Source organism: Crassaminicella profunda, from assembly GCF_019884785.1.
Classification (GTDB): domain Bacteria; phylum Bacillota; class Clostridia; order Peptostreptococcales; family Thermotaleaceae; genus Crassaminicella; species Crassaminicella profunda.
Genome location: NZ_CP082326.1, coordinates 3,252,852 through 3,278,164 on the forward strand (window position 1 = coordinate 3,252,852; position 25,313 = coordinate 3,278,164).

Here is a 25,313-nt window from a genome sequence, read left to right on the forward strand (position 1 = left end):
TCAATAGGTCATTTTGAAATATTTATAAATTTTGTATAACGTTTTCCTAAGAAATCTTCTTTATTCGTTTGTTTGTCTGTTCTTCAACTATTTTTATATCATTTATTTTTATTAAAAAATTTCAAAAAAAATAAACTGTCTTCTTTGACAGTTTATTTTTTCCTTATTTCTTGCATACCATTTTCAACATGTTCTTTCATATGTTGTCTAGCAGCTTTTTCATCTTTATTTTTTATGGCCTCTAATACCTTTTCATGATAACTAATAACCTTCTCTCCACTTTCAGGAATATCTTTCGTTTCTAAATACCCTTCCTTAATACTATCATTAATGATAGGAACAATTCTTTTGATAATTGGATTTTGACTACTTTTTGCAATAATATTATGAAAATCCATATCTGTTTCTGTATGATCCTTACCTTCTAAAATATCCTTTTTCATCTTTACAAATGCCTCTTCTAAGGCCTTTACATTTTTTTCTGTAGCTCTTTTCGCCGCTAACGCTGCAATCTCTGGTTCAATAATCAGTCGGGTTTCAAATAGATATAATAATAAATCCTTTTTATTCATAAAGGTAACCCCTAAAGGGTCTGTGGCAATTCCTGGTTTTTCACAAACAAAGGTACCCTTCCCTCTTTTGATTTCTAATATATTCCTTGAAACCAATATCTTAATGGCTTCTCTCACTGTAGATCTACTTACATTTAATATTTTTGACAATTGAATTTCATTTGGCAATTTATCTCCAGGTTGAAGTTCATTATCTATAATTAAATTTTTAACATTATTTGCTACTTTTTCTGAAAGCAACACTTTATCAAACATGCCCTTACTACACCCCTAACTCTCATTTTTTCTATATAGTAGTATAACATATATTTTGGTCAAATCATAAAAGAAGTATATATCTCTACCTTTAAAAGCTTTTTTAAATCCCTTTATAAAAAAATGAGGAAGTAGATTTTCCTACTTCCTCATTTTCTTATCCTATTAAACCCTATTACCGCTGCACCTAATGCACCAACGATCTGTGTATCATGAGCAATATAAATAGGCTTTTTTATTTTTTCTTCTATTGCTTTTTTTAATACTTGGCTTTTAGCAACCCCTCCTGTAAAGGCAACTTCATTAGAGATATTAATCTTACTAAGAAGGGCTGTTGCTCTGTTGGCAATAGATTCTATGATTCCTGCTGCAACTGATTCTTTACTAGCACCATTTGCAAGAAGGCTAATTACTTCTGATTCAGCAAAGACTGTACACATACTGGTAATGGACTCAGGATTAGCATACTGTGCTACCTGGTCGATTTTTTCAATTTCCTCTCCTAATAAATTGGTCATCACCTGCAAAAACCTTCCTGTTCCTGCTGCACATTTATCATTCATTAAAAAGTCACATACATTACCGTTCTCATCTAAACTAATAACTTTACTATCCTGTCCTCCTATATCAAGAATGGTTCTTATCTTGTTATTAAGGAAATGTGCACCTTTACCATGACAAGTAATTTCCGTCACTGCTTTGTCTACAAAATCCATAGATATTCTGCCGTACCCTGTGCCTATAATTTTTTTTACTTCTTCCCTTTTTACGCCAGTCTCCTTTAACAAAGTATTTAAAACATTTTCTGATGCAGTTTTAGGACTCCATCCTGTTGGAATCGTTACCGTATGAACTATTTGTCCATTGAAAAGTACTCCCTTCGTAGCTACAGACCCTGCATCAATTCCTACTGAATACAAAGCTATTTCCTCCTTATACAAACCAGTTTCTTTTTTTTCTTTCAACGGTGTGAATTCCTTCTATCTTAATATCTGGATTTTTTTGGATTAAACCCTCTATTTTCTCTTTTTGATCTGGATCAATCTTAATGGATATGCCACAACATTTACTTAAATCCCTAGGCGTTGGAACAATTGTATATTTTATCTCATTTGATTTTAATACTTTTTCTAATGCTAATCCATCCGTATGAGATGGAAATAATATATAGGTTTGGAGGTTCATAGTTTTCACCTTACTTTGTGACAGCTGCTTCCTTAGATGTTTCAAGCATTTCAAAGAAAGCTTCGAGTCTTGTCTTAATTTGTCCCGCATCCTGTAGACTATAATCACTCTCAATCATCATAACAGGAATGCCTTCTTTGTCTAATGCTTCTTTTACTTTTTTATACTCTAGTGCATAGGTATGACAGAATGGTAAGCTATAATAAATAACTCCCTCTGCTTTATATTCTTTATATAATCTTATAATATCATCAACTCTTCCTTCATTTGGTGTAAAGCATGCACAGTTAATACCTAAATATCTATCTGCTAAAGCTCTGATTTGCCCTTCTAGGGTATCTTTATTTTCATCTACTAGATTTTCAAAATATCTTGTTCCTGTACAGGTTTCTTCACAGACAACAGCTCCACCACTGGTTTCAATCAAATGATGCATTTTCCAGTTTGGTATGGCCATAGGGGTTCCTGTTACTAAGATTCTTTTCGTTCCTTCCTTAAAAACACTTTCTCCTTTTTCTATACGAGCTTCTAATTCTTCACAAAGTTCTGTAGTCTTTTCAATAAATCTATTTGGATCATCATAAAAGGCTATTTGTGTGATAAGAAGTGCATCTTTTCCGCTAATTGGTAAGTTTTCTGCCTTTCTTGTGTTATATAATCTTTGCAGAACTTTTCTTTTTTGATTGATCAGTTTGATACCTTTTTCTAATTTCTCTTTTGTAATAGTGTTCCCTGTTAATTCTTCTACTTGCTCTTTAAATATTTTAATTTCATCCATCCAGTGAAGCTTATCCTTTTCTCTTTTCATTTGTGGTAAATCCATTACATGCATAGGGGTATACTCTTCGAGAATTTCCCATGCTTTCTTCTTACCATCACAAGTTGTTTCTCCCACTAACATATCTACTGATTGAAAATATGGACAGGTTCCACCAACCTTTGCTCCTACAGAAGCTTTAATGAGTGGACACATATTTCTTGGAAGCACCTTTTCTCCATCAGAAACCCAAAAATCAGATCCTCCACATAACCCTACTACAACAGCATCCCCTGCTAAAGCTACTTCATCTGGTACAAATACACAAAAGCTTCCAAATACCTTTCCACCTTTTTCTCTATATTCAGCTAGCTCTTTTATTCTATATCCATGTATTTCTGAAACAACGAAATTATAATAGTTCATACTTTCAGGACGATTCTCTTGAGATAAATAAATATCTCCAAAAAACTCTGGTAGTACTGCACATAATTGATCATGTTTTTCTAAGTCAATATTTAAACTTTTCCACAAATCTCTATAATCAGCCATCTTTCGTCCTCCCTATTCTTGTTTTCTTAATTTTTCAACACTTATAGTTCAATTATAATATATTATCTTCCAAGGTTTCATATATATAGAAAAATATTATAAGCATATATCCTATCATTCATAACTCTTATATATTTGTTTCTAGTAATCAATTTTTTCATAAAGCCAATCACTACTCTAGCTTATTGGTCGTATACTAAAGCGGGGTGATATTTTGATCGACTCTAAAATAGGTATCTTAATTGCTGTAGTTTTTGGTATTGTTGAGACACTAGAAAAATTTGGACTTGCTAAAAAATATGCTCATCTAATAGCACTTCCATTAGGCGTAATCGGTAGCTTTTTTTTCTTAGAATTACCTTCAACAGCAGAGTATATTATATATGGCCTTTTCTCTGGTGTTGCAGGGATTGGGACATGCGATACGCTTTGTAATGTATTAGGCAATATAAAAGAGCATACTAACAAAAAATAATACCAATCACCCTATCAACTCATATAGAAAAGAGGCGAAAATTTTCGCCTCTTTTCTAGTATTATTTTTCTGCTATCTCTCCATACATATCCATAATCTCTCCAAAATAAAATATATGGGGAACATTTTCAGGATTTACACTAGTATCATATTTTTGATCTATAATAGCTTTTTCAAGAAACTCTAAATTCATTTCATCTTTATAGATGGTTTTACACTCCATATTAATCATAGCTTCTTCAATAACTGCCGTATCTATACTTTTCCCTTTTACTGGTGTTAAATTAGTTTCTTTCCACTTATCATAATCTCTTCCTGATTTCGTTCCACAAAACTTCATGGCTTCACTATAACTTTCGTCAAAGAAGTTTACCGTAAAGGTATCGCATTCTTCCATAAGTTTATATGTATATCTTGAACTTCTCACCATGGCAACAAAGATAGGTTTATTCCAAGAAAACATTATACTTCCCCAAGCAATCGTCATAGGGTTAGGTTTCCCATCCTTTCCCTGACCAACTAATAATACACGGCCTCTTTTTAAGATTTCTAGCATTTCTGTAGTATACTTTGGAAATTCTATTGTTTGTTTTTCCATATTCCCTTCACCCTTTCCTGATTATTTACTTCATATGATAATAGAAGATAATAAACTTTACAAGGTATATTTATATCAATGCATTCAAACAAATTTTTGTAATTCTTTTTATCTGTTCTTCTTCAACTCTTTCTTCTTTTTCAAGAATTGATCCGATAAAATGCATAGATATTACAGGAAAAACACTAGCAATTTCTTTTTCTGTTAAATATGGATTGACTTCTCCCGTTTGAAGTCCTTTTTCTTGGATAGCTTTGACTAATAAATCATTTAAGTCTTCAACCTCATCATTCTTCATAAAATACTTTCTAATCAAATTTCTCATTTTTTGAGGATTTTGATTAGCTTTTTCAACTAAAAGCTTGTTGATGGTATAAATCAAACCTATTACAGATGTATTTTCTTTTATAACCGTATCCATCTGCTTTTGTATATTTACTAATGTTCCTTCTTCTTGATCAATAGATTTCTTATGTACATATTTAGTAGGAACATTATTTATTTTTCTGTTCTTAGTTTTATATAATTCGATGATTTGTCCCATGATCTACCTCCAAAGAGCTATCCATATCCTTCTAACGAATAGGTTCATCCATTTTTATTAAAGCATTACTTTATATTCTACATGTTTAGGATTTGGAAATTTATCTACAATATCCACCTCTATCTCATTTCCTTCAAAATAATGCTTCGTTTTTTTTATGATTTGTAAAATTTTTTCTGTACCTATATCAAAGTATACCCCTATGTTTGGAAAAGGAATAACCGTTACACTCTTTTTTCTTAATTTATCAGCCGTAACAATGGTATGCATAATATGTTCTTTCACATAAGCTATATACTGATCTTCCATATTTTTATCAAAATAATCTTTTAATCGTCCTTCTTTATTTTTCTGAATCTGCTGTTGTAGTTTAATTGACTTTTCTATTTCAGTCCTCATGCCCATAATAATCCCTCCCATATATTCTTTACTTATGCTACAACTTTTCTTTTATTTTTTATTTTTTCCATAAAGCCTTCAACTAAGCTATATACAACAGGTATAACAACCATCGTTAAGAAAGTAGATGCCATTAAACCAAACATTAATGATATAGCCATAGGTCCAAACAAACCACTTCCTGATATTGCTAAAGGGGCAAGACCTATTACTGTAGTTGTTGCACTAAGAATAATTGCATTGAATCTCTTTCCTACTGCATCTATACAAGCATCATCAATAGAATCCCCACCTTTTCGAGCATCATTAATATATTCTATTAACAAGATCCCATTTTTAACAACCAACCCAATTAACGCAATGATTCCTAAAAATGCTGTCAAAGACATGGGTTTATTGAAAATAAATAATCCTGCTACTGATCCTATTAAAGATAATGGGATGGTAATCATAATCACCATTGGCTGTACAAAGGAATTAAATTGAACTACCAATATAACATAGATAATAAATATGGCAAATACAGCTAAAAGTCCTACGATTCCAAAGTTTTCACTAATATCTTCCCGTTCCCCTGCAAAATCTATCTTTACTCCTGATATATCTAACTTTGGTAAAAGCTCAAATTCTATGGTATCTTCTATAGTTGCAGGACTATAACCTGGAAGTTCATTAGCTAATAATTCAACAGTCTGTTCTCTATTAAATGTTTTAATGATATCATCTTTTTTACTATATGTAACCTTTGCAAATTGTTTTAGTGGTATTTTATTGTTGGTCATAGAAGATTTTATCTCTAAATTTTCAAGTTCTTCTACACTATTCATATCACTACTTACTTTAATATTGTATTCATTTCCATCTCTTCTAAATACAGAAGAAGCACTTCCGTATAATGCCACATTGATTTGTTTTTGTATATCGTATTTAGATATACCTAAATTACTTGCAACCTCTTCATCTACATCCACATTTAATTCATAAGTTTTATCCTTCATATCATGACGAACGTTTGTTGTTCCTGGTATTTTTGCAATTTCCTCTTTTAATAAATTAGCAACCTCTCTTAACTGATCTAAATTGTCACTAGAAAGTCTTAAGATAACCTTTGCATCTGCTGGTTTTGCATTTGCAAGAAGCCTAGCACTACATTTTCCTCCAGAAATATTGGCCTCTAGCTTATTTTGAATATAATTTAAAAATATAACTTTATCTTCAAATCTTCTATTCTTTTTATCTCCTAAATCAAATTTACAAAGCATTTGCCCGTAATCCTGTGAAGGTGTAGCTACAGGTACAGTAATATAATATTTGGGTAAACCGTTCCCAACAGACACTGTATAGCTCGTAATTTCAGGTTCCTCTGATAACAATGCTACTACCTCATCTGTCAGCTTTTCCGTTGCATCAATACTTCCTGTCATTTCTGTATTCATTTCTATATAGAAAATATCCTTATCCGCATATGGAAAAAATTCGGATGGCAATTGTGGCATCAATACCTTCATAACAAAAATTAATACTAAGAATGTCACGATGATTGTACTTTTTTTCCATTTCAGTCCAAACTTTAATGTATTTTTGAAAAATAATCTTAATCCGCCCTCCTGATCACTTTTCTTTTTGCTAGGTTTAAAAGCTATAGCTGCCATAGCTGGTGTAATAAACATAGATACAATATAAGCTGCAATAATAGATATAATAAGTACTTTAGGGATAGACCCTAAAAACTTACCAGCAGCTCCAGGCATACCAAGTAATGGAGAAAATGCTGCAATCGTCGTAAGGGTTGCTGTGAAAATAGGAATAGAAGATACAGTTGTACCATTATAAGCTGCATCCAATCGACTTTCCCCTTCATCTATTTTTACTTGTATGGTATCACTAATAACGATAGCATTATCTACTAATATCCCTAAAGCTACAATTAATGCTGTTAATGACATTTGATGAATATAAATTTTCATCAAATACATTACTCCAAAGGTCATAAGTATAGACATAGGAATAGCTGTAGATACAACCAATGCATTTCTTAACCCCATTCCTAAAAATACAATAACTACAACAAGTACGATTCCTTCTAATAGATTGATCATAAAATCATTAACAGATTTTGCTACATCATCAGGTTGGTAGATGATTTCTTCAACAATTAAATCTTCTGGTAATTGTCCTTTTACTTTGTCTAGTGCTACACGTACATCTTTACCTACGATGACTACATTTTTCCCTTTTTCAAAATATCCTGTAAGGAGTACTGTATTGAGTCCCTTTTGTTTATATTTTTCTACCCCATCTTCAAGATCCATATATATATTTGCAATATCAGATAATCTTGTTACTACCCCTGTATTTCTTGATACAGATATAATCGTATTCTTTATATCATCAATATTAGCGTATATTCCAGGAGTTTTAACAGTAATCTCTCCAGATTGGTATTCTATTTTTCCAGATGGAATTTCTATATTTTGTGATTGAATAATGCTATCCACATCTGCTATAGATAAACCTAATTGATTGAGCTTAGCAACATCTATATCTACCTTTACTTCCTTATCAACTTCTCCTTCTATTTCAAATTTTGTAATCCCTTCAAGTCCTGTTAATTTATCTTTAAATAATTCTCCAAAGGAGGCTAATTGTTCATAAGAGTAATTTTCCCCTGAAAGACTGATAATAATTCCAGCAGTAGATACAAGATCTGTATCGATTTCATTGACAAAAGCACCTTTTGGTAACTTCGATTCTGCATCTGCTACTGCATTTCTTACATCTTGCATAGCCTTATCATAATCTGTATCTGCTGTAAACATAGGTACAGTAATGGATAACCCTTGATTGGATATACCTTGGATCTCATCTATTCCATCTAGCTCTGCTAATTCATCTTCTATTTTACTAGTTACCAAATCCTTTACATCTTTAGGAGATGCCCCTGGATAAGGTGTAATAATCATAGCTGCTGGAAAGGATACATCTGGACTTTCTTGTCTTGGCAATACATAATAGGCATATACCCCTAAAAACGCAATGATCACTGCTAAGAACAGGGTTACTTTTCTTTCTTTTATAAGCTGCTTGATTAATTTATTCAATGATAAAACCCCCTATTCTACAATATTCACCTTTGAACCATCATTTAAATTTTTCATACCACTTATAGCCAATAATTCTTCAGGCTTTACACCTTTTACCATTACTTTATTTTCATAATTTTTAAGAAGGGTGATAGTTCTTTTAAAAGCTCTATCTTCTTTTACTATGTATACATAATCTTCTCCATTTGAAAATATAGACTGCATAGGAATCCATACTCCCTTTTCTTCTCCTACATGAAAGGATACTTTCGCAATAGACCCTAGCCTATAATTCTTATCCTCTACACGTACTTCTGCATTGTAGGTTCTCGTTGCTTGATCTGGTGCTTCGTCAATACTTGTAATAACACCATTGGCTATTTCTCCATCTATATCAACAATAGCTTTTATTCCCTCTTGAATCTTATTTAAATCCTTCTGGGCAATCCCAACATTGATGATTTGATCGATACTTCTTACTTGAAGGATTGTTACATAAGACATCGTAGGATTTGCAATTCTCTCTCCTTCTTCATGAGGTATCTCTACAACAATGCCATCTTCTTTGGCATAAATACTAGATTCCTCAAGAGCGATAAGAATATTTTCATAATTAACCTGTGTAGCTTCATATTGTGATTTTGCTTGATTATAGGTGGCTACAGAAGTATCTCTTTGTAATTTTATTTGATCATATTGTGATTTAGATATGCTCCCTGCTTCATATAATTTTTCCATTTTGTTTAATTGATCTTCATTATAGTTCATCGTATCTTCAGCTTTTTTTATATTTTCTTCAGTTGATGCTAAGTTTGCTTTTGCAGCAGCTAATTGTAAGTTAATATCTTCTTTATCTAATGCTGCTAATATATCTCCTTTTTTTACTTGATCTCCTTTTTTTACATAAACCTTTTCAAGCTTTCCACCTGTTTTAAAGCTATAATCCATTATACTTTTAGAATCTACTGTTCCAATATAATTAAGGGATACAGCATTTTTTGTTTCTTCAATTTTTTGTACTTTTACAGCTCTTACTTTTTCTTCTGGTTTCATTTCTTCTGCCTGTGCACAGCCTACTAATAACAGCATAATGCTCATCATAAAAATTGCTACAATCTTTTTCATGGTCTTTTCATCCTTTCTTTATAATTATATTGTTGAAAAATAGTATTTTTCGCCTATAATGAATGAATGTTTATTCATTAATAAAGTAAAAAAAATTATTTTAATGCATTCATGCAAATTTGTGCTACTTTCTTTGCTAATTCTTCAGTCAATAATTCTTCATAATTCTTTTTTCTTATTATTTCTGCTAAATACATAAAGGGAATAGTAAAAACTACTACAGCTACATCTTCTTCTGTAGTTTTAGAATTTAATTCTTTTGTTTTTAATCCTACTTGTCTAATTTTTTGTACGATTTCAAGTCGTTCGCAATCTTTCTTTTTAAATTTTTCATCAAAGTCCATCTCAAAAATAAGGGTAATAATAAATTGAGCAATCAATAAATCTTCCTTTGCTAACTGAAATAGCTTTACTACCATGTCTTCAATCATTTCATACAAGCTTTTATTCTGGCTAAAGTTCTCCATAAACCCCTCTTTTAGCTCTTTTAAACGTGTATCTACTAAATCTTCTATTAACTCTTCCTTACTACTATAATGTCTATATAAATACCCTGCTGAAACTCCTGCTCTTTTGGCAATATTTGCAATAGACGCCCCTCTATATCCATATTCGATAGTCATTTCTATTGCAGCCTTTTTAACTTTTTCTATTTTATTTGGATCTGTCTTTCGTGCCATTCATATCATCCTTTAATGAATAATTGTTCATTTATAATAATAAACTCTTTTCCTATAGAAATCAACTGTTTTTTATAAAATTTTAAAATACTGAAGTTTTTCGTACTTCAGCATTTCATTAAAAACTATCTACTTTTTAATACTCTTTTTTCAAGAGATAATTTAATTTGTTCATATAATTCTTCTGGTGTATCCCCTTGTACCATTTCATCATCTATAAAAACATATGGTCCAACACTACAATCTTCACAATGTCCCAAGCAAGGAGCTACCTCCACATCTACTTCGGGATACTCTGTTTGTATTGTATCAATCACTTCATCTGTTCCATAACCATAATTATTTTCACATACATTGATTTTAATCATTATCTATCCTCCCTAATTTTATTTATATAGTGATATTATGATTTTTTTTTAATCGGTCTATACAATCTTATTCATAAAATTTTCCCCACATAAATTGATAATAAAAACACAAAAAAATAGAAGGCTTCTATGCCTCCTACTTTTATAATTCTTCTATATAATCATCTTACCAAATAAATTACTCTTCTATTTGCTTTTTAAATTCTTCTAAACTAATTCGATCTATATATGCACCTAATCTCTCATGTTTTTTTGCATTTTCAGCATAAACTTTTATAATCTTATCCACAACAGGAAATACATCTTCTTCAGATACATTCTCCATTAATAAATCTGCAATTCTTGGCTTGATTCCACCTTTTCCTCCAACTTGAATCTTAAAACCATTTGGCATACCCATTATCCCAATATCTCTAAAATGGTTATCTGCACAAGAATTAGGACATCCACTTACCCCAATTTTTAATTTATTTGGTAACTGCATACCATGGTACAATTCATCAAGCTTCAACCCAACTTTTAGTGAATCTTGTCTTCCTCTTTTACAAAATGTAGTTCCAGGGCATATTTTTACACTTCTTACACATAAACCAATAGCTGCCCCTGGTTTCATATCTAAATCCTTCCAAGCATGGTCAATATCTTCTTCCTTGATACCAACAATAGCTATACGTTGTGCTCCTGTTACCTTTATAGCCTGAGCACCATATTGATCTGCCACATCTGCTAATTTTCTCAAGGTATCTGAAGATACAACTCCTCCAGGTAAATGGGGTGCAATTGCATAGGTTTCTTTATCTCTTTGAACAACTGCTCCTTTTTCTAATAAATCTTTTCCTGCCATAATGGGTCCTCCTTATGTATGTTCTTCTTTAGATTACTATACCTTTCATCTTCTTTAGCAACAATAAAATTTGCTTAAGCTTTCAGTCTTGTCTTTATATTCATACTCTTTTTTAAATTATATAAATATAAAACACCCTCATTATATCATAAAAAAGGGTGTCAAAAAAGCATTAGAAATGTACATGCACCAGCCAAAATTTTATTCCTTTGTCATTCCATCCCAAATCCCATGGTACTCTATATCTATCCGTATTATGAGAATTCACAAGAGGATATCCCTTTGAATCTGCTCCTGTTATAACAGATATATGAGTAACCTTCCCCTTCTTTTCATAGGCCACAAAATCTCCAGGCTGCAGTTTATAAGCAGCTTTATATACTTTTTCATAACTTCCATAAGCAACCTTTGACGCTCTTCCACTATATAGCATATAATCTTTGAAACCATGAGCATTAATCCATGCCTTTGTAGCACCCTTTCCATAATTCCATGAATAATTTTTTCTAAAATTTCCTCCTTCATGTAAAATTTGAGAAGCAAAGTTTGCACAATCTCCTCCTAATGGATTGTAATTTCTATATTTCTTATTATATGAATAATATTTATCCCCTGCACCTCCACAATACTTATCTGCATATATTAAAGCGTTCTTTCTTCTTTCTATCATATTGGAAAAATCCCGAACATTTTGAGATAGAATATATTCCTTTATTTTTTCCGTTTTCATATCATCAAGATGCATAGAATCTGCAAAAGGGTCTGTATACCACTCCCTGATAATCACCCACCCCTCTTCAGTAGATTTAAGGTCTAATGAATGATAAGTTCCTATTCTAAAAAGATTGCTATTCTCTGTATTATTTTCATAAACATATTTGTACTCAGAACAAACCGTTAAATTTACCGTCACCCGATCTCCTTTATCCTTGACTCGTTTAATCATAGCAATTGGATTTATATCTGTAAATTTGATTCCTTGCTTATCAGACCACTCATGTAAATATTTCATTTTTTTCAATTCATGTTCATAAGCCCATACCCCATATTTTCTTGAACAATCATATAAGTTTTTTAGTGTTTCCATATCCTTATTTAAAGTAGCTTTAGTTCTCTTATTAAAAATCTCTTGTATTTCTTGTGACATTTCTTGTTCTACAAAAACAGTAGATCCTTTGGGAATAAAAAAGAATAAAAGCATGCACAAAACAAAAAGAGCCAAAACTCCTAATACTATAAGCAACCTTCTTTTCTTTAAAGTAATAAATACGAGCATGCTACTCCCTCCTTAAAAGCTATTCATAAGAGTATATGTAAAAAAATAAAAAAGTAGGATACAAATCCATACTTTTTTTATACATCAAAAATTATAAATCTCTTAAATTTTAGATAATACTTCTTTTAGCTTTTGATAATTCATTTTTACACCATTATCCAAATTCATCTTCAATCCATTATTCTCTATCTCCATTAAAGCCTTATGATAATTTATTAACTCTTCTAATTCTTTTTCAACTCGTATCAAATTTCTTCTTAAATTTCTATTTTTTCCTTCTTCATGTAATTGCTTCTTTAATAAAGATCTTTTTTTCATATATTTTTCTAAAAGCTTTTCTATATAATTTTTTCTTATATTAGAAATACTATCTTCGTTAAAACGGTGTATATATAGTAGCCCTTGGAAAGCCTTATGTTTTCCGGATGTAAATAGAAAATAAATGGGTCTTCTTTGATACATCTTTACATGATCTTTGTAAAACTCATTTTGAAAATATTTTTTCATATATGTTATTGAACTTTCTTTTCTTCTACCTAATCCTCTTGTAATAAAATCAAGATTTTCATTAAGTGTATCTTCTCCAAAAGTAACCTTTAAAAATTCTACAAATTTTGATGTAATAGAAGCAGCCCCCTCTATTGGCAAAATATTGTCTTTTACGGGATGAAAAGATTTATATACACTATCATTAAATTTTCCCCCTGCAAAAACAATCCCTTCTTGGTCTAAACTATATCTTCCAAATATACACCCCACCCCATAGGCTATGAAAGCTCTTATACCCTTTTTTCCATCTGCCTTTTTAACAGTAATCTCCCTCGCATCTACATCTGGGGTAATCTGATCTTCAAGACCATATAGCTCAATAAATATTTTGTTTAGCTTTTCCTCATTTTTCTTCATTTTTTCAAATTGCTTTTCTTTGAATACTTTCCAGTTTTCAAAAACTTCTTTAAGGGTAGAAGCTCCTTTCTTATGCTGCAAAAGAGGGTGCTTTTTAAAAGACCATGAAATTTCATTCTCATCCCAATCCATTTTAGCAATATCTATACATTCTTTTGCTAAATCATCTATTTTTTCTTTTATACTTTGCTTTTTAGGGAAAATCACTGGAATGCTCCCTATATTTCCTGGCTGAAAGTTTAATGTTGGATTAATCATCATTAAATACATATAAGTAATTTTAGAGCACAAAAGAGCAATTATGAACAATATGTATTCTTCTTTAGGAAAAAGAGAGGATCCTGCCGTATCAAATATAAAACCTTCCTCTGAAATTCTTACTCCAAATTTTGCACTACTTACAAAGGACCAGGTAATTCCTTTTTTAAAATAATAAGATGTATTGGCAATCCCTATATTTGAATTTCTTGAAGCATTCAACACCCTATTATATGTTCTAATTGCTTCTCCATCATTTTCCCAATTCACAACATAAAAATGATTACCATACCACTTTCTAAAGTCTCCTCCCTTGTTATAAGGAAACCATTTAAATCCACTATCCTTTGCACTTTTTCTGTCTTTCAAATCAAAACCAATGTTGCTTATATCTACTTCATGCCAAAATCTTACAAATTTTTTATTATTACTTGTCTGTAACCCTACCCTAGCATCAGCAATTTTTTTTAAGGGAATACTTTTTTGAAACACATTAACCATAGAAGGTTTTGCCCAATACGCAATGGAGATTCCTGGTATCTTTCTAAAGTTTTTCGTAGCACATCTATAACGATAAGGAGCATTTTTATCTTTTATAGCTTCTAAAGCCTTGATAGGCTGATTTGGGGCTCCTTTAAAAGAAGAAAGTTTGATAAAATCTCCTACACCTCTATTTGAATTATTTCTTAAAACAAATGTACATATGGGTACAGTAGCTTCTTCAAAGCTAGAATATTGAAGTTCTATAAGGCTTACAATATCTTTATGGTCAACTACAATTTCCCGTAGCTTTTCATATCTTTTAATAAACATCCACACAAAAGGAGTCATAAAAGCTAAATAGCCATCCATCTTTACATAATCCATACTTCTCTTCATAAATACAGAAAACAAATCTCCATTATAATCTTTAAAATGTGCATCTACATATTTTTTTAACTGGGCACTCATCATTTTATTCGATAAGTAGGGAGGATTTGCAATGACCATCTCATAAGACTGACTCATAATTTTTGCTTGCCTTACTAACTTTTTTAAAACTTTTTTCAAAGCTTCATCCTTTAAACTTTTAAGTCTTCCTTCCCAAAATGCTTCATCAAAATCCTTTATTTTAATAATAGCACCATATTCTTTCCCATGGTAAAAAGTATTGAATAGACTATCAATCTGATTTTTATCATATCCTATATTTCCTTTAGATATTTTTTCAAGCAGCTCATCCTTTTGATCCATCAAAATATTGCTTTCCTCTATACAGCATATATTCGGAATAATTTTTTCTTGTTTCATTTTACAAAAAAATTTTTCATCTTTTTCTCGCGCCTTCATCATCAATGCAAAAACAGCTAGTTGGCAAGCTTTTTCATCTATCTCTAATCCATATAAATTATGCTTTAAAATTAATTTTGGAATATCTGTATCTTCATAACCTACATGAAGATATATATAATACAATACCTCAAAAGCATATACCAAAATATGCCCTGCACCACAAGCAGGATCTAATACTTTTATATCCTTAGGATCAATCTTTTCATGGGGTAACCCCTTCCCCTTAATGTAAAACGCTAACTTGCTTTCTAATTTTTCATCATGCATATGCTCAATCCAATATTTCCCCAGTGTATTTTGTACCATATACTTTACAATCCATTTCGGTGTAAATAACTGGGTTGCAGGAGCAATTTGCTCTTTTTGAATTCTACTGTTATTGATCCTTACAACTTCCTTATGTTTCTCCCACATAAAATATTGATACAGCCACCCTACAATTTCAACTTCTTTCCAATCCTCTTTTGAGATAATTTCAAAATCTAAAAGTTCTTCTAACAACACATTTCCTATTAAATCTGGAAATAAATTTTTAAAATTATCTGAAATAGGATTAAAAATAAATGGTAGCATTTCATTTAATTTACTACATGTATCAATGATCTTATCTTTAAAATCATCCTTATTTTTATATTGATCCATGTTACTAAATACCTGTAAATCTTCTGATAAATATTCTTTTATTTCCATATATCTTAGAATCGTCAACCAAGAAAAACATTGATAACTTACTTCTTCTATAGTTGTTTCTCTAACCCCTATTTTTAAAGCTTTTTCTTTAATTTTTTCTATCAATACTTTTCGTGCTCTCATAGCAAAATTTTTAATGCTTTTTTTATCCATTCTTATCCCCCTGTAAATTTTTCACTATTTTTACTATTTCTACAATATAGTTCTACTTCCTTTATGGATAATGAATTATTTTATCTAAAAAAAGTTCCTGCTATTCTCAGCAGAAACTTTTATTCAAACAATTGAATTCCTAACACTTTATAAAATTCCATATCTACATTATGGGTAAGCTTTAATCCATGATCCTTTCGAAATTTGATCACATATCTTTTCATTCCCTCTCCGTAAATACCATCTACCCATAGTGGATAATATCCTCTTTTCTTCATATATCTTTGCACTTCATAAACATCTGACCCTCTAAAACCTGGCTCTATTACCCGAAATCCATTGCCAAAGGGACCAAAGGTTCCTCCTTGTATAGTTATAGGCGTCCCTACCTTTACTCTTTTATACAAATCTTCTATATCTTTATTGTTCATTCTTATACATCCATGAGAAGACGCCCATCCAATAGAGTTAGGTTTGTTAGTGCCGTGTATTCCGTATTTACCCCAGGGTACATTTAATCCCATAAACCGTGTACCAAAACCTTCTCCCCATCTGCCTTTTCTAATAATTTTCCAACTCCCAATGGGTGATGGAGTACTTGGCTTTCCACTAGCAATCCTATATTTTTTTAAAATTTCCTTACGTTCTAAATCAATGAGCTCTAATCTTTTTTCATTGATGTCTATAAGAATCCATAGATTTTCATAGTTTGGATTTTCTTTAATCTTTTTTTCTTCCCAACCTACATACTCGTTCCCTATATGTATTTTGGCAGATGCATTTAATTTCACCTTGTTTCCTGTGTATTTAAAAAAACTTCCTGTATAAAGTAGCATGCTTACAAAGATACTGCACACGATTGTCCATAATAATCTTTTTCTCAATATTCCCCCTCCCTCCTGCATAATTCATTATATGCAGGAAAAAGGATTGTCTATTCCTCTCCAAATAACTACCCGCATGATTTAGTTCTTGTTTTCAAATAATTAAGTAATCCATAATAAAATCCCCTATAATAGATAGTTATATTATTTTAATTGTCTACCATAAGGGGAGCATATCCAGTTTCAAAGACTTTTTGTTTGTATAAATATCAAAATCGAGCACATAATGATCTACCTTGCACCACCACAAACCCCTTTTGTGATACTTCTGACTTAAATCTATATATAATCATAGTCATAATATCCAAATAATGTTAAAATAAAAAAAGCTGGTTTTATACGTTTATCTACTAGTTAGTACGTATTAAGTCATTTTTAAAATTGGAGAGAGTAGTCATGAAAAAGAACTTTATTACAAGTATAATATGTATTTTGATGGTTTCTGTTTTTATGGTAGGTTGTGCACACCAGGAAGTTATAGAGCTGAAAATAGGAGATTATGTACAATTTGGGAAATACAACGATACCCCAATACTTTGGAGAGTAATCAACATAGATACAGATGGGAACCCCCTACTTTTTTCAGATAGAATCATATCTTTAAAGGCATTTGATGCAGCTGGTAATTATCATAGTAATGACTGTAGAATAGGTTGTGGGAGTAACTATTGGAAAAATTCAAATATTAGACAATGGTTAAATAGTGATAAAAAAGCAAATACAATAAATTGGATACAAAACCCACCAACCAAAGAAAATATGTTTACAGGATATAGCCCTTATGCAGATGAAAAAGGATTTTTGGCAGATGGAAACTTTACAGAAAATGAAAGGAATAGCATAAATCCAATTATGCATAAGTCTTTACTAGATAATATAGATAAAGATAAAAAGGACGGTGGAGAAAGTATACTTACTTTAGCTTCTGATATAGAAGAAATAGTACAAAATTATGATAATGCATATTATGAAATGGTTGAAGATAAGGTATTCTTATTATCTTTAAAGGAATTACATGACTATGTATGGGAAAATAAAAATATATTGAGAAAAGAATATTATATTGGAAAACCAACTAAAGAAGCAGTTGATCATTCTCCAGAAAAAAATATAAATTTGGATTGTACGCATAACTGGAGTAATTGGTTACGTACTCCTGCTATGACTCCTAGTGGTCCTTCTTTTGTACGTATGGTCAAAAGTAATGGTTCTATTTTTGACTATTTTGCATGTTTTGGTGGTCGTGGTGGTGTTCGACCAGCTCTCTTTTTAAATTCATCATCTATAATCTTCAAATCAGGTTCTGGCGTTGAATCAGATCCTTATATTGTTGAAGGGGTCCCTCACAATAAAAAGAATAATAACTTCCTCATTGTAAATGTATGAGAAAGTAGTGAAAATATAATCATTTCTAAAATAGAATTCTAAACACATCATAAAAATTAGGTACATCAAATATAGCATCAATGATAATATATGTAAACACACCTAATATAATGGGCCATATTTTTAGTTTGTGATTTTTATTTGTTTCTTTTTTATTCGTATTGTTCATTAGATTCTCCTCTTTCTCTTAAAATATTTCATTATTGTTCATCAAAAGGATCAATGCCATAATAATACTTTTTATATAATGTAATCCCCAGCCAAATGAATTCCACACCTAGCAGTATAGCCATTATACTCTATGCTACCCTTAGATTCTACTTATTTTATTGGATATTCACCTTCTATAGGCTGTCGGCAATATTTTTTTAAATGGGGGAGTACTGCTCCAAATTTTTTGAAATTTTGTCTTGCTTTAACTAAAGTCAGTCCATGATTTTGATCACTTTCTTCATCTTCCCTCGAAATGAAAGTATCTATCTCCCAAAAGCATATAGGACATATATAAGCAAGTGCATCACCATTATTAGGGATTGTAATAGATCCACAGCAAGGACACGCTGCTTTTTTTCTTATATCAATTTCTACTTTGGTTTCCATATTTGTTGTTTTTTCATAGCTTATTTTCGGCAAAAACCTTTTATCTATATCTTTCATAATATTCACCTCTAAAATAGTATACATAGCCTCACTTTATAATTTGTCACCATTGTGACCCTTACTAAGAATACTGCGACAACAAAACTCTAAATGTTATTATCATTCACCTTATTCTGGAACTGAATAAGCAAAAGGTAATAATTCTTTTACTTCAATTTTTTTTAATTTACTTTTTGTTTCAATGATCACTTTTAAGTCAGGCATATAGTCAGAAAGAAACTGTCTACAATTTCCACATGGTGGCAATATCTCATCACCATTTTCACCTTTCACAGCAACTAAACATTCAAATTCTCTTTCTCCATTAGTTATAGCCGAACCAATTGCTACCTGTTCAGCACAAGCACCATGAAGAGAATAAACATTTACCCCTGTATATATTTTCCCATTTTTGCATCTAACCGCCACAGCAACTGTATGATTATATTTTATGTTATCATAATTCTTTTTTATTGTTTCAGATGCTTTTTCTATTAGTTCTAAATCTTTTTCTATTAAATCTTCCATTTAATTTTTCCTCCTATAAATTCAAGTTCATGCATAATTTTCTACTGTTGTAACGCTTAATAAGAAGATTTTGTATTATTATAACTACAGATTATACTCATTTTCTTTTGTTACGACTTTTAATAATAAAAATAATAAGAGATCCTGTTGACAATAGCGTAAGTACAATTGCTAACCAATCAGGTATTGATACTACAAAACGATTTGTCAATATTGTTCCTGAACTAATTCCCAGCGATAATATTAAATAAAATAAATTCTTGTTTTTCATTTTTTGCTCCTTTTATATAAGTATTTTTTTCTTCATAATATTCTACTGTTGTGACGCTTAATAAGAATATTGTTCATTTAATCTATTCAATAAATTGGAATTTATATTACTTTGTCTCTTCAAATATCAATCTCACTGTGTTCGATACCAAACAACTTGACATAATTAAAACAAATACCGATAGCCCTCGAATAAACAAATTATCTACATAATAAGTTACTACGCAAATACCCCCAATCATTGAAATCATACTTATAACTAAAGTTACAATGCTAATTATTTTTATTTTTTTCATCCTTATTCTCACTCCAAATTCCTATTTATCTATATTATATAAAAGATATTTTTATTTCACATTATTCTACTATTACGATATACATGAAAATCTATATCCGATTGAGGTATCCTATTATATATTATTCTTAGGTCTTGTCACCATATTTTTAATTTGCTCATATCTAAAACAATCTACTATGTGATCATTAACTAATCCCGTAGCTTGTAAATGAGAATATATTATAACTAGACCAATAAATTTAAAACCTCACTTCTTTAAATCTTTACTAATTATTTCAGATAATTTGGTTTTTGCAGGAATTTCTATAAATCTTTGAACATTATTTATTGATGCTTTAATTTTCTTTTCATTTTTACACCAAGAACATCTCTTCAAAATTATCATCTCCCGTATACTTATTTGTAACTAATCACTTCGTATAATAGAGATATTCTAAATCAACATACCATAATATCGCCCAATCTTTTCCTTTAACTGCTCTATACTAATAAACCGTGACTCTCTAATGGTTTCTTTCCCATCAATAAAAAGTAGAAGGGTAGGAGCAGTAAAAATAGAAAATCTACCTGATACTTGGAGTAATTTACTTATTTCTATTCTAGCGCTCTTGATTTCAGGGTAACTGATGAGCATATCCTCAATTTTAGGTAATACATCATGACAAACCCCACACATATCATGAGAAAAGTACAATAGTACAAGTCTATTATTTTCTATAAAATCTTCAATGGATGTTAGTGAATTTAATATTTTCATAAATAATATATACCTCCTAATAACTAAAATAAATCCATAGAATAATAGTAACAAAAACAACTGCCAAAACATAATAAAAATATCCTGCCTTATTTTTCTTAGCAATCACTTCCTTTGTTCCCATTAATACTGGCCACATAAAACCAGTAACCATCCACATTACTCTAAAAATCATTTCATATTTTGTATCATCAAAGGCTTGTGTAAGTATTATTGAAAAGATCATAATCAATTGATTTATAATTATTCCTTTTTTATAGATAGAAGAGTTTTCATTTTTGAGATTCAACATAACAGTACCCCCTTTAGCAATTGAAAATACAAGCTATAATTCATTCAAGTCGATTACTATCCAAAAATATTAGCTTTATGAATTACCCATATCCATATAACTCCCATTCCCATATAGAATAAGCCTGTATAAGAAAATTTTTTCTTCTCCATGCCATCTAATCTCAATTTTATTTCATTTACTATTTCAGAACGAAGCTTTTTATCCTGAATCCTTTTAAAATTAATTTCTGTAATCATTGCAGTTGAATTGATGTCAATTTCTTTCCTTTCTCCATTTGACATCTTAACTGAAAAAGTTCTGGTATCAAACTCTATTCCTTTATCTACACATATCTCCTGTAATAGTAAAAGTATATTTTCTTCATCTATGTTAAAAACAGTTGATTTTCCCCTTGTAAACAAATATATAAGTAGTATAAATGCTATGATCATTATAACCATTTCAAACTTCCATCCATCTTCTTTAATTATTAAAGCAAAAAATATCCATACACCACTAATAGGTATTAAACGTTCTATAAGGGTCTGTATAATCAATTTTTCCCCTGTTAACAAAACTCCTCCAAATCCTAAACACAAAGATGCTAGAGATAATATAAACATACCCATTAGATTTCTACTAAAAAATCTATGTGTTTTCTTATTATATTCTGGCTTCACTTTTATTTCATCACTAAAATTGTTCATTTTGTCTTTTACAATAATCGTTAGCTCATTATTTATTCTATCTATCGGAAATAAATTTCCTCTTACCTCAAAGGAAACTATATTACTACCATCTTCATACTGGCATCTACCCCCACTTGAATGGTTGGCGCCTACCTCATCAATCACTTCTATATCAATGTTCTTCCTCATCACATTCGCATCAGAATTACTTAAAGATTTATTAGTAATAATTCTTCCTTTTAGCCTCAACAGTAGTAGTTCATTATTATATTTATAAAAACGCCCATTATTATTTTCCAGTATGACTTCTTCTATTTTTACTTTTACATCTTTTAAGTCCATTTCTTGATTGATCGTATACTGCCAAATCATTATACGATGCTGCACATAATAATAGCCAACGAAAATTACCCATATAATCAATACAGCAAATATCACCTTTACCCAATTTTTTTTCCACATACTCATCATTTCCCTTCAAAAGAATTACCCCAAAATCATAGATTTCATAACAACCCACAAAAGAAAAATTCCTAATACCATATAAATTAACCCTGCATATGAAAAGAATTTTTTCTCCATACATCTCAATCTTGTTCTCATTTCATTTAAAATATCAAAATAAAGCTTTGTATCTTTGATTTCCTTTAAATTAATTTCTACTAAATTAAAAAAACTTGAATCCAACTCAATTTCTTTATTTTCATAATCCTTTGTCTCTAAATACAAATCCGGGTTACATTTCTTATTTTCGCAAGGCATCAAGATCATCAATGTATTTCGATCTTCAAAATTTATGGCTTTTTCTCTTAAAATTTGCTTTACTAATAACGCAACACCAAATACAATCAATATTAATGCAACTATTATGTATAAAACATCTCTCATCTTATAAATTCTCCTAGCAATTAAATTTATAGTTATTGCAATAATTTATCTAACTTATTGGTTAAAATATATTACCAATATATTTTAACATAATTTTACAACAACCAAAATATAGACAGCGATCCATCGATTTGTAAGGACTTTGAAAAAGAATCCTCTATACAGTATGTAACGTTTAACAAAACGCTCACATCATAGATGAAAAAACTTAGCAAGCACTACTAATGAATCTCTCAATTTATCCTGGAAAAAACATAATCCATAAGACTTTTTATTAAAGAACTTACAAATCTTGTTGATAACAATCAAACAATTCATACTTTATACACTTTTTACAGGCACAAAGTTAATAAAAAAGAAGAATAAAAAAAAGAAGACAGATCATAAATATCTCTTCTTCTTAATCTTTATCCAACCTAACCTAATAAAATATTAAATTCTTTTAATATCCTTCATTTTCCTCAGCTCTATTAAGTAAACTCTTACTTAATCTAGTGTTTACCCATGAACATATGAAAGGTATACCCGTTATCCATAAAGAAGGTAATTTATATATGATGGTAAATAAATTATACCTATTATAAGTAGGGAAGATATAAACCAATGTTAAGGGCTAAAAATACAAGACATGTTTGTTTTATTCTTTGAGCTTTCTTTACAGTAACAATTCGATTATCATCATAAAACAGGCAAAAGAATATAGCTATCGGTAGATTATAAAATATCATAAAGGCAAATAGTAATACACTACCTATATTTCTATAGCACACCGTAGTTCATATTCACCACCTGTAGTAAAAGCATGATTCAAATTATTCTCTTCCATCTCACCGCTCCTTCATTGAATTGAAAATCAATTTTCACTTCTATAACGTGTATATATATATCATTTTGTGACATGATATTAAAAGTTTAAAAAAAAATATCCACATGTATGAGTATATTTAGTTGACCAAAATAGACTAATATTATCACATCAAAAAAGAAGATGCCCTAACATCCTCTTCCTATCACAGGTAGTTCCTATTCTTTTGTCTCAAACTCTCCATTTTAAGGGGTCCCCTCCAAGGTGTTCCCATTCGAAAGTAGACCACTAGACATTTAGTAACACATTTCCATATTTATCTATTATTATTTATGATTTTCTCCAGGAAATTATTACTTTTTTCAATCTAATTATATCCAAATTTTCTAATGTATGATTTTACCTTTAGGGTCAATTATTCCAAAATCTAATTCAACATCTTCTAATACGACTGAACCAATTTTAAATGTATCAATCCTTTTTTCAAAAGAATGATGCTCACTTCCCCCAACACCTATAAATGTAACAATCTCATCATCTTCTTGTGGATAAATTTCAATATCATCTACTATATCAGGAGAAATAATAGATTCAGCCGCCCCAGTATCAATTACTATGTTATCTATGATTTTTGATTTTCCTTTGTAGGTAATTTCAACAGATGTAAATAATAAGCCGTTTCTATAATTTATTTTCATCATACCAAACCTCTAAATGCTCTTAAATTTTTAATTTTAACAACAATTTCTTCATTTTTTGTATGATATACTAGATCATCTGCTTCTCCATTTATCAATAATTTTGTCGCTTCTTTTGGATCATTGATAGCCTTTACCACTGCCATATCATCTATATATCGTTTATTTTCGATAGTATGATATTTTAAAATCTTCAGTAGTACAAATTGATTTGGATATAACTCTCTTACTTCTTGCCATTTCATAAATTTACCTCCAATCAAGAAGATTTATTACTTTTATTATACCATAATTTCTATATTACAATTTTCACATTAAAAGTAAATATAGAAATCTCATTATCAACTTTATGTCCCTTAGAAAAAATATGTTGCTATTTATGTTCAAGAAATTCATCTTTTCTAAAACTATATCTAAGATGGTATCTGTCACTTAAGTAAGTTGCATAATCTTTAATCATAACTTGACCTTGTGCTATATCTTTAGAAATAATCTTTGTACTATCATTACAAAATTGAAATTCTAAATTTTCACATGTTAATGAAATACTTTTATTAATCCTTTGATATTTTTTTCCTTTTGATTGCTTAAATAATGCATCAAAAAACATAAAATACTTATCACCAACTTTTTTGACACTAATTTTTGATCCCGTCTTATAATATCCGCTCATTTCTTTATCATCAAATATTATATCTTTATTATCCGCTTTAATATATGTATATTATCTTGATCAAAGGATTGAATCGTATCTGCTGACCAATCTTTTACTTCTAATATTAATACGCCTATTTGAGGTCCTACAATCACAAAGTCTGGATATCTATCTTCTACATCTAGTTCATACCATACAAAATAATCTGAAGGTAACTTTTCTTCTAAAAAATAAAAAACTTCTCGTTCTCCTTCAGTAAAAGAACGTGTTATCTTATCAGGAATCATTATAGCCATTGTATCACCCTTGTGCTTTCATCATATTTTATTTGGTTTTATTTTACTAGAAAAAATAACAAGTTTTGTCTAATCATGTCGTTAAAACAAAAACATAAAAAAAAGACATATTTCTCTTATTGAATATGTCCATTAAAAATATTCCTGACAATCAAGATATTCGCTAACTATATACAACTATTTTAATATGTTCT

30 protein-coding genes are annotated in these 25,313 nt (G+C 30.2%); 2 read left to right on the top strand and 28 right to left on the bottom strand.

Features of this window, described 5'->3' with window-relative positions:
* Positions 1-152: 152 nt before the first annotated feature.
* The 4 genes from K7H06_RS15130 to K7H06_RS15145 form a co-directional block, all read right to left on the bottom strand.
* Positions 153-827, bottom strand: coding sequence for a FadR/GntR family transcriptional regulator (locus tag K7H06_RS15130; protein ID WP_223036870.1), 675 nt, complete (start codon positions 825-827; stop codon positions 153-155).
* 149 nt (positions 828-976) lie between these two features.
* Positions 977-1,747: an acyl-CoA dehydratase activase gene (locus K7H06_RS15135; RefSeq protein WP_223036871.1), complete on the bottom strand. Its 771-nt coding sequence runs from the start codon at positions 1,745-1,747 to the stop codon at positions 977-979.
* A gap of 13 nt (positions 1,748-1,760) precedes the next feature.
* Complete coding sequence (locus K7H06_RS15140) at positions 1,761-2,012, bottom strand: putative Se/S carrier protein (RefSeq protein ID WP_223036872.1); 252 nt, start codon at positions 2,010-2,012, stop codon at positions 1,761-1,763.
* Between the two features lie 10 nt (positions 2,013-2,022).
* Positions 2,023-3,321 carry a double-cubane-cluster-containing anaerobic reductase gene (locus tag K7H06_RS15145; RefSeq protein WP_223036873.1) on the bottom strand — a complete coding sequence of 433 codons (1,299 nt, stop codon included), beginning with the start codon at positions 3,319-3,321 and terminating at the stop codon, positions 2,023-2,025.
* A 214-nt stretch (positions 3,322-3,535) separates the two neighbouring features.
* On the opposite strand from K7H06_RS15145, the gene K7H06_RS15150 reads away from it, so the two are divergent.
* Positions 3,536-3,796: a hypothetical protein gene (locus tag K7H06_RS15150; protein ID WP_223036874.1), complete on the top strand. Its 261-nt coding sequence runs from the start codon at positions 3,536-3,538 to the stop codon at positions 3,794-3,796.
* Positions 3,797-3,857: 61 nt separating this feature from the next.
* Here K7H06_RS15150 and K7H06_RS15155 read toward each other — a convergent pair whose 3' ends face one another.
* From K7H06_RS15155 to K7H06_RS15205, 11 genes are all read right to left on the bottom strand, one after another.
* Positions 3,858-4,394, bottom strand: a complete 537-nt coding sequence (locus tag K7H06_RS15155; protein WP_223036875.1) for a flavin reductase family protein — start codon at positions 4,392-4,394, stop codon at positions 3,858-3,860.
* A 70-nt stretch (positions 4,395-4,464) separates the two neighbouring features.
* Positions 4,465-4,938, bottom strand: a complete 474-nt coding sequence (locus tag K7H06_RS15160) for a hypothetical protein (protein ID WP_223036876.1) — start codon at positions 4,936-4,938, stop codon at positions 4,465-4,467.
* Between the two features lie 57 nt (positions 4,939-4,995).
* Complete coding sequence (locus K7H06_RS15165) at positions 4,996-5,343, bottom strand: hypothetical protein (protein WP_223036877.1); 348 nt, start codon at positions 5,341-5,343, stop codon at positions 4,996-4,998.
* A gap of 26 nt (positions 5,344-5,369) precedes the next feature.
* Entirely contained in the window at positions 5,370-8,438 is a 3,069-nt protein-coding gene (locus K7H06_RS15170; RefSeq protein ID WP_223036878.1) for an efflux RND transporter permease subunit, read from the bottom strand.
* 12 nt (positions 8,439-8,450) lie between these two features.
* Positions 8,451-9,545, bottom strand: coding sequence for an efflux RND transporter periplasmic adaptor subunit (locus K7H06_RS15175; protein WP_223036879.1), 1,095 nt, complete (start codon positions 9,543-9,545; stop codon positions 8,451-8,453).
* A gap of 95 nt (positions 9,546-9,640) precedes the next feature.
* The gene (locus K7H06_RS15180) at positions 9,641-10,225 is read right to left on the bottom strand and encodes a TetR/AcrR family transcriptional regulator (protein ID WP_223036880.1); all 585 of its coding nucleotides are present in this window, start codon (positions 10,223-10,225) and stop codon (positions 9,641-9,643) included.
* A gap of 125 nt (positions 10,226-10,350) precedes the next feature.
* Positions 10,351-10,593, bottom strand: a complete 243-nt coding sequence (locus K7H06_RS15185) for a YuzB family protein (RefSeq protein WP_223036881.1) — start codon at positions 10,591-10,593, stop codon at positions 10,351-10,353.
* A gap of 178 nt (positions 10,594-10,771) precedes the next feature.
* Positions 10,772-11,437: a nitrite/sulfite reductase domain-containing protein gene (locus K7H06_RS15190; protein ID WP_223036882.1), complete on the bottom strand. Its 666-nt coding sequence runs from the start codon at positions 11,435-11,437 to the stop codon at positions 10,772-10,774.
* 172 nt (positions 11,438-11,609) lie between these two features.
* Positions 11,610-12,713, bottom strand: a complete 1,104-nt coding sequence (locus tag K7H06_RS15195) for an amidase domain-containing protein (RefSeq protein WP_223036883.1) — start codon at positions 12,711-12,713, stop codon at positions 11,610-11,612.
* A gap of 102 nt (positions 12,714-12,815) precedes the next feature.
* Positions 12,816-16,052 (bottom strand): BREX-1 system adenine-specific DNA-methyltransferase PglX, encoded by a 3,237-nt coding sequence (gene pglX / locus K7H06_RS15200; RefSeq protein WP_223036884.1) that lies wholly within the window; start codon positions 16,050-16,052, stop codon positions 12,816-12,818.
* Positions 16,053-16,171: 119 nt separating this feature from the next.
* Positions 16,172-16,936, bottom strand: coding sequence for a L,D-transpeptidase family protein (locus K7H06_RS15205; RefSeq protein ID WP_246637546.1), 765 nt, complete (start codon positions 16,934-16,936; stop codon positions 16,172-16,174).
* A 396-nt stretch (positions 16,937-17,332) separates the two neighbouring features.
* Between K7H06_RS15205 and K7H06_RS15210 the strand changes: the two genes are divergently transcribed.
* Complete coding sequence (locus K7H06_RS15210; protein WP_223036885.1) at positions 17,333-18,322, top strand: DUF6273 domain-containing protein; 990 nt, start codon at positions 17,333-17,335, stop codon at positions 18,320-18,322.
* Positions 18,323-18,347: 25 nt separating this feature from the next.
* On the opposite strand, the gene K7H06_RS15215 is transcribed toward K7H06_RS15210, so the two are convergent.
* From K7H06_RS15215 to K7H06_RS15270, 13 genes are all read right to left on the bottom strand, one after another.
* A complete protein-coding gene (locus K7H06_RS15215) occupies positions 18,348-18,491 on the bottom strand; it encodes a hypothetical protein (RefSeq protein ID WP_223036886.1) in 144 nt (47 codons plus the stop codon).
* Positions 18,492-18,643: 152 nt separating this feature from the next.
* Entirely contained in the window at positions 18,644-18,979 is a 336-nt protein-coding gene (locus K7H06_RS15220) for a CPCC family cysteine-rich protein (protein ID WP_246637547.1), read from the bottom strand.
* A 111-nt stretch (positions 18,980-19,090) separates the two neighbouring features.
* Positions 19,091-19,489 carry a cytidine deaminase family protein gene (locus tag K7H06_RS15225; RefSeq protein ID WP_223036887.1) on the bottom strand — a complete coding sequence of 133 codons (399 nt, stop codon included), beginning with the start codon at positions 19,487-19,489 and terminating at the stop codon, positions 19,091-19,093.
* 680 nt (positions 19,490-20,169) lie between these two features.
* Entirely contained in the window at positions 20,170-20,292 is a 123-nt protein-coding gene (locus tag K7H06_RS21245; RefSeq protein WP_281426069.1) for a DNA-3-methyladenine glycosylase I, read from the bottom strand.
* 12 nt (positions 20,293-20,304) lie between these two features.
* Positions 20,305-20,433 (bottom strand): DNA-3-methyladenine glycosylase I, encoded by a 129-nt coding sequence (locus tag K7H06_RS21250; RefSeq protein ID WP_246637548.1) that lies wholly within the window; start codon positions 20,431-20,433, stop codon positions 20,305-20,307.
* Positions 20,434-20,490: 57 nt separating this feature from the next.
* Positions 20,491-20,814: a thioredoxin family protein gene (locus tag K7H06_RS15235; RefSeq protein ID WP_223036888.1), complete on the bottom strand. Its 324-nt coding sequence runs from the start codon at positions 20,812-20,814 to the stop codon at positions 20,491-20,493.
* A gap of 16 nt (positions 20,815-20,830) precedes the next feature.
* Entirely contained in the window at positions 20,831-21,106 is a 276-nt protein-coding gene (locus K7H06_RS15240; protein ID WP_223036889.1) for a hypothetical protein, read from the bottom strand.
* Between the two features lie 56 nt (positions 21,107-21,162).
* Complete coding sequence (locus K7H06_RS15245; protein WP_223036890.1) at positions 21,163-22,245, bottom strand: hypothetical protein; 1,083 nt, start codon at positions 22,243-22,245, stop codon at positions 21,163-21,165.
* A gap of 18 nt (positions 22,246-22,263) precedes the next feature.
* The gene (locus tag K7H06_RS15250; protein ID WP_223036891.1) at positions 22,264-22,665 is read right to left on the bottom strand and encodes a hypothetical protein; all 402 of its coding nucleotides are present in this window, start codon (positions 22,663-22,665) and stop codon (positions 22,264-22,266) included.
* Positions 22,666-23,856: 1,191 nt separating this feature from the next.
* Positions 23,857-24,171 carry a retropepsin-like aspartic protease gene (locus K7H06_RS15255; protein WP_246637549.1) on the bottom strand — a complete coding sequence of 105 codons (315 nt, stop codon included), beginning with the start codon at positions 24,169-24,171 and terminating at the stop codon, positions 23,857-23,859.
* Entirely contained in the window at positions 24,168-24,413 is a 246-nt protein-coding gene (locus K7H06_RS15260; protein WP_223036892.1) for a hypothetical protein, read from the bottom strand. Before K7H06_RS15260 ends, K7H06_RS15255 begins: the two co-directional genes overlap by 4 nt.
* Before the next feature lie 128 nt (positions 24,414-24,541).
* The gene (locus tag K7H06_RS15265; protein ID WP_223036893.1) at positions 24,542-24,841 is read right to left on the bottom strand and encodes a hypothetical protein; all 300 of its coding nucleotides are present in this window, start codon (positions 24,839-24,841) and stop codon (positions 24,542-24,544) included.
* 17 nt (positions 24,842-24,858) lie between these two features.
* A complete protein-coding gene (locus tag K7H06_RS15270) occupies positions 24,859-25,119 on the bottom strand; it encodes a nuclease-related domain-containing protein (protein ID WP_223036894.1) in 261 nt (86 codons plus the stop codon).
* Between the last annotated feature and the right edge of the window lie 194 nt (positions 25,120-25,313).

Excerpts from the sequence above, each read along its gene's own strand:
- K7H06_RS15255 (WP_246637549.1), bottom strand. The coding sequence starts at position 24,171 with ATGATGAAAATAAATTATAGAAACGGCTTATTATTTACATCTGTTGAA.
- K7H06_RS15210 (WP_223036885.1), top strand. The coding sequence starts at position 17,333 with ATGAAAAAGAACTTTATTACAAGTATAATATGTATTTTGATGGTTTCT.
- K7H06_RS15245 (WP_223036890.1), bottom strand. The coding sequence starts at position 22,245 with ATGAGTATGTGGAAAAAAAATTGGGTAAAGGTGATATTTGCTGTATTG.
- K7H06_RS15155 (WP_223036875.1), bottom strand. The coding sequence starts at position 4,394 with ATGGAAAAACAAACAATAGAATTTCCAAAGTATACTACAGAAATGCTA.
- K7H06_RS15185 (WP_223036881.1), bottom strand. The coding sequence starts at position 10,593 with ATGATTAAAATCAATGTATGTGAAAATAATTATGGTTATGGAACAGAT.
- K7H06_RS15160 (WP_223036876.1), bottom strand. The coding sequence starts at position 4,938 with ATGGGACAAATCATCGAATTATATAAAACTAAGAACAGAAAAATAAAT.
- K7H06_RS15225 (WP_223036887.1), bottom strand. The coding sequence starts at position 19,489 with ATGGAAGATTTAATAGAAAAAGATTTAGAACTAATAGAAAAAGCATCT.
- K7H06_RS15235 (WP_223036888.1), bottom strand. The coding sequence starts at position 20,814 with ATGAAAATATTAAATTCACTAACATCCATTGAAGATTTTATAGAAAAT.
- K7H06_RS15270 (WP_223036894.1), bottom strand. The coding sequence starts at position 25,119 with ATGGCTATAATGATTCCTGATAAGATAACACGTTCTTTTACTGAAGGA.
- K7H06_RS15220 (WP_246637547.1), bottom strand. The coding sequence starts at position 18,979 with ATGAAAGATATAGATAAAAGGTTTTTGCCGAAAATAAGCTATGAAAAA.
- K7H06_RS15240 (WP_223036889.1), bottom strand. The coding sequence starts at position 21,106 with ATGTTGAATCTCAAAAATGAAAACTCTTCTATCTATAAAAAAGGAATA.
- K7H06_RS15190 (WP_223036882.1), bottom strand. The coding sequence starts at position 11,437 with ATGGCAGGAAAAGATTTATTAGAAAAAGGAGCAGTTGTTCAAAGAGAT.
- K7H06_RS15140 (WP_223036872.1), bottom strand. The coding sequence starts at position 2,012 with ATGAACCTCCAAACCTATATATTATTTCCATCTCATACGGATGGATTA.
- K7H06_RS15175 (WP_223036879.1), bottom strand. The coding sequence starts at position 9,545 with ATGAAAAAGATTGTAGCAATTTTTATGATGAGCATTATGCTGTTATTA.
- K7H06_RS15250 (WP_223036891.1), bottom strand. The coding sequence starts at position 22,665 with ATGAGAGATGTTTTATACATAATAGTTGCATTAATATTGATTGTATTT.
- K7H06_RS15195 (WP_223036883.1), bottom strand. The coding sequence starts at position 12,713 with ATGCTCGTATTTATTACTTTAAAGAAAAGAAGGTTGCTTATAGTATTA.
- K7H06_RS15130 (WP_223036870.1), bottom strand. The coding sequence starts at position 827 with ATGTTTGATAAAGTGTTGCTTTCAGAAAAAGTAGCAAATAATGTTAAA.
- K7H06_RS15180 (WP_223036880.1), bottom strand. The coding sequence starts at position 10,225 with ATGGCACGAAAGACAGATCCAAATAAAATAGAAAAAGTTAAAAAGGCT.
- K7H06_RS15215 (WP_223036886.1), bottom strand. The coding sequence starts at position 18,491 with ATGAACAATACGAATAAAAAAGAAACAAATAAAAATCACAAACTAAAA.
- K7H06_RS15265 (WP_223036893.1), bottom strand. The coding sequence starts at position 24,841 with ATGAGCGGATATTATAAGACGGGATCAAAAATTAGTGTCAAAAAAGTT.
- pglX (WP_223036884.1), bottom strand. The coding sequence starts at position 16,052 with ATGGATAAAAAAAGCATTAAAAATTTTGCTATGAGAGCACGAAAAGTA.
- K7H06_RS15165 (WP_223036877.1), bottom strand. The coding sequence starts at position 5,343 with ATGGGCATGAGGACTGAAATAGAAAAGTCAATTAAACTACAACAGCAG.
- K7H06_RS15145 (WP_223036873.1), bottom strand. The coding sequence starts at position 3,321 with ATGGCTGATTATAGAGATTTGTGGAAAAGTTTAAATATTGACTTAGAA.
- K7H06_RS15260 (WP_223036892.1), bottom strand. The coding sequence starts at position 24,413 with ATGAAATGGCAAGAAGTAAGAGAGTTATATCCAAATCAATTTGTACTA.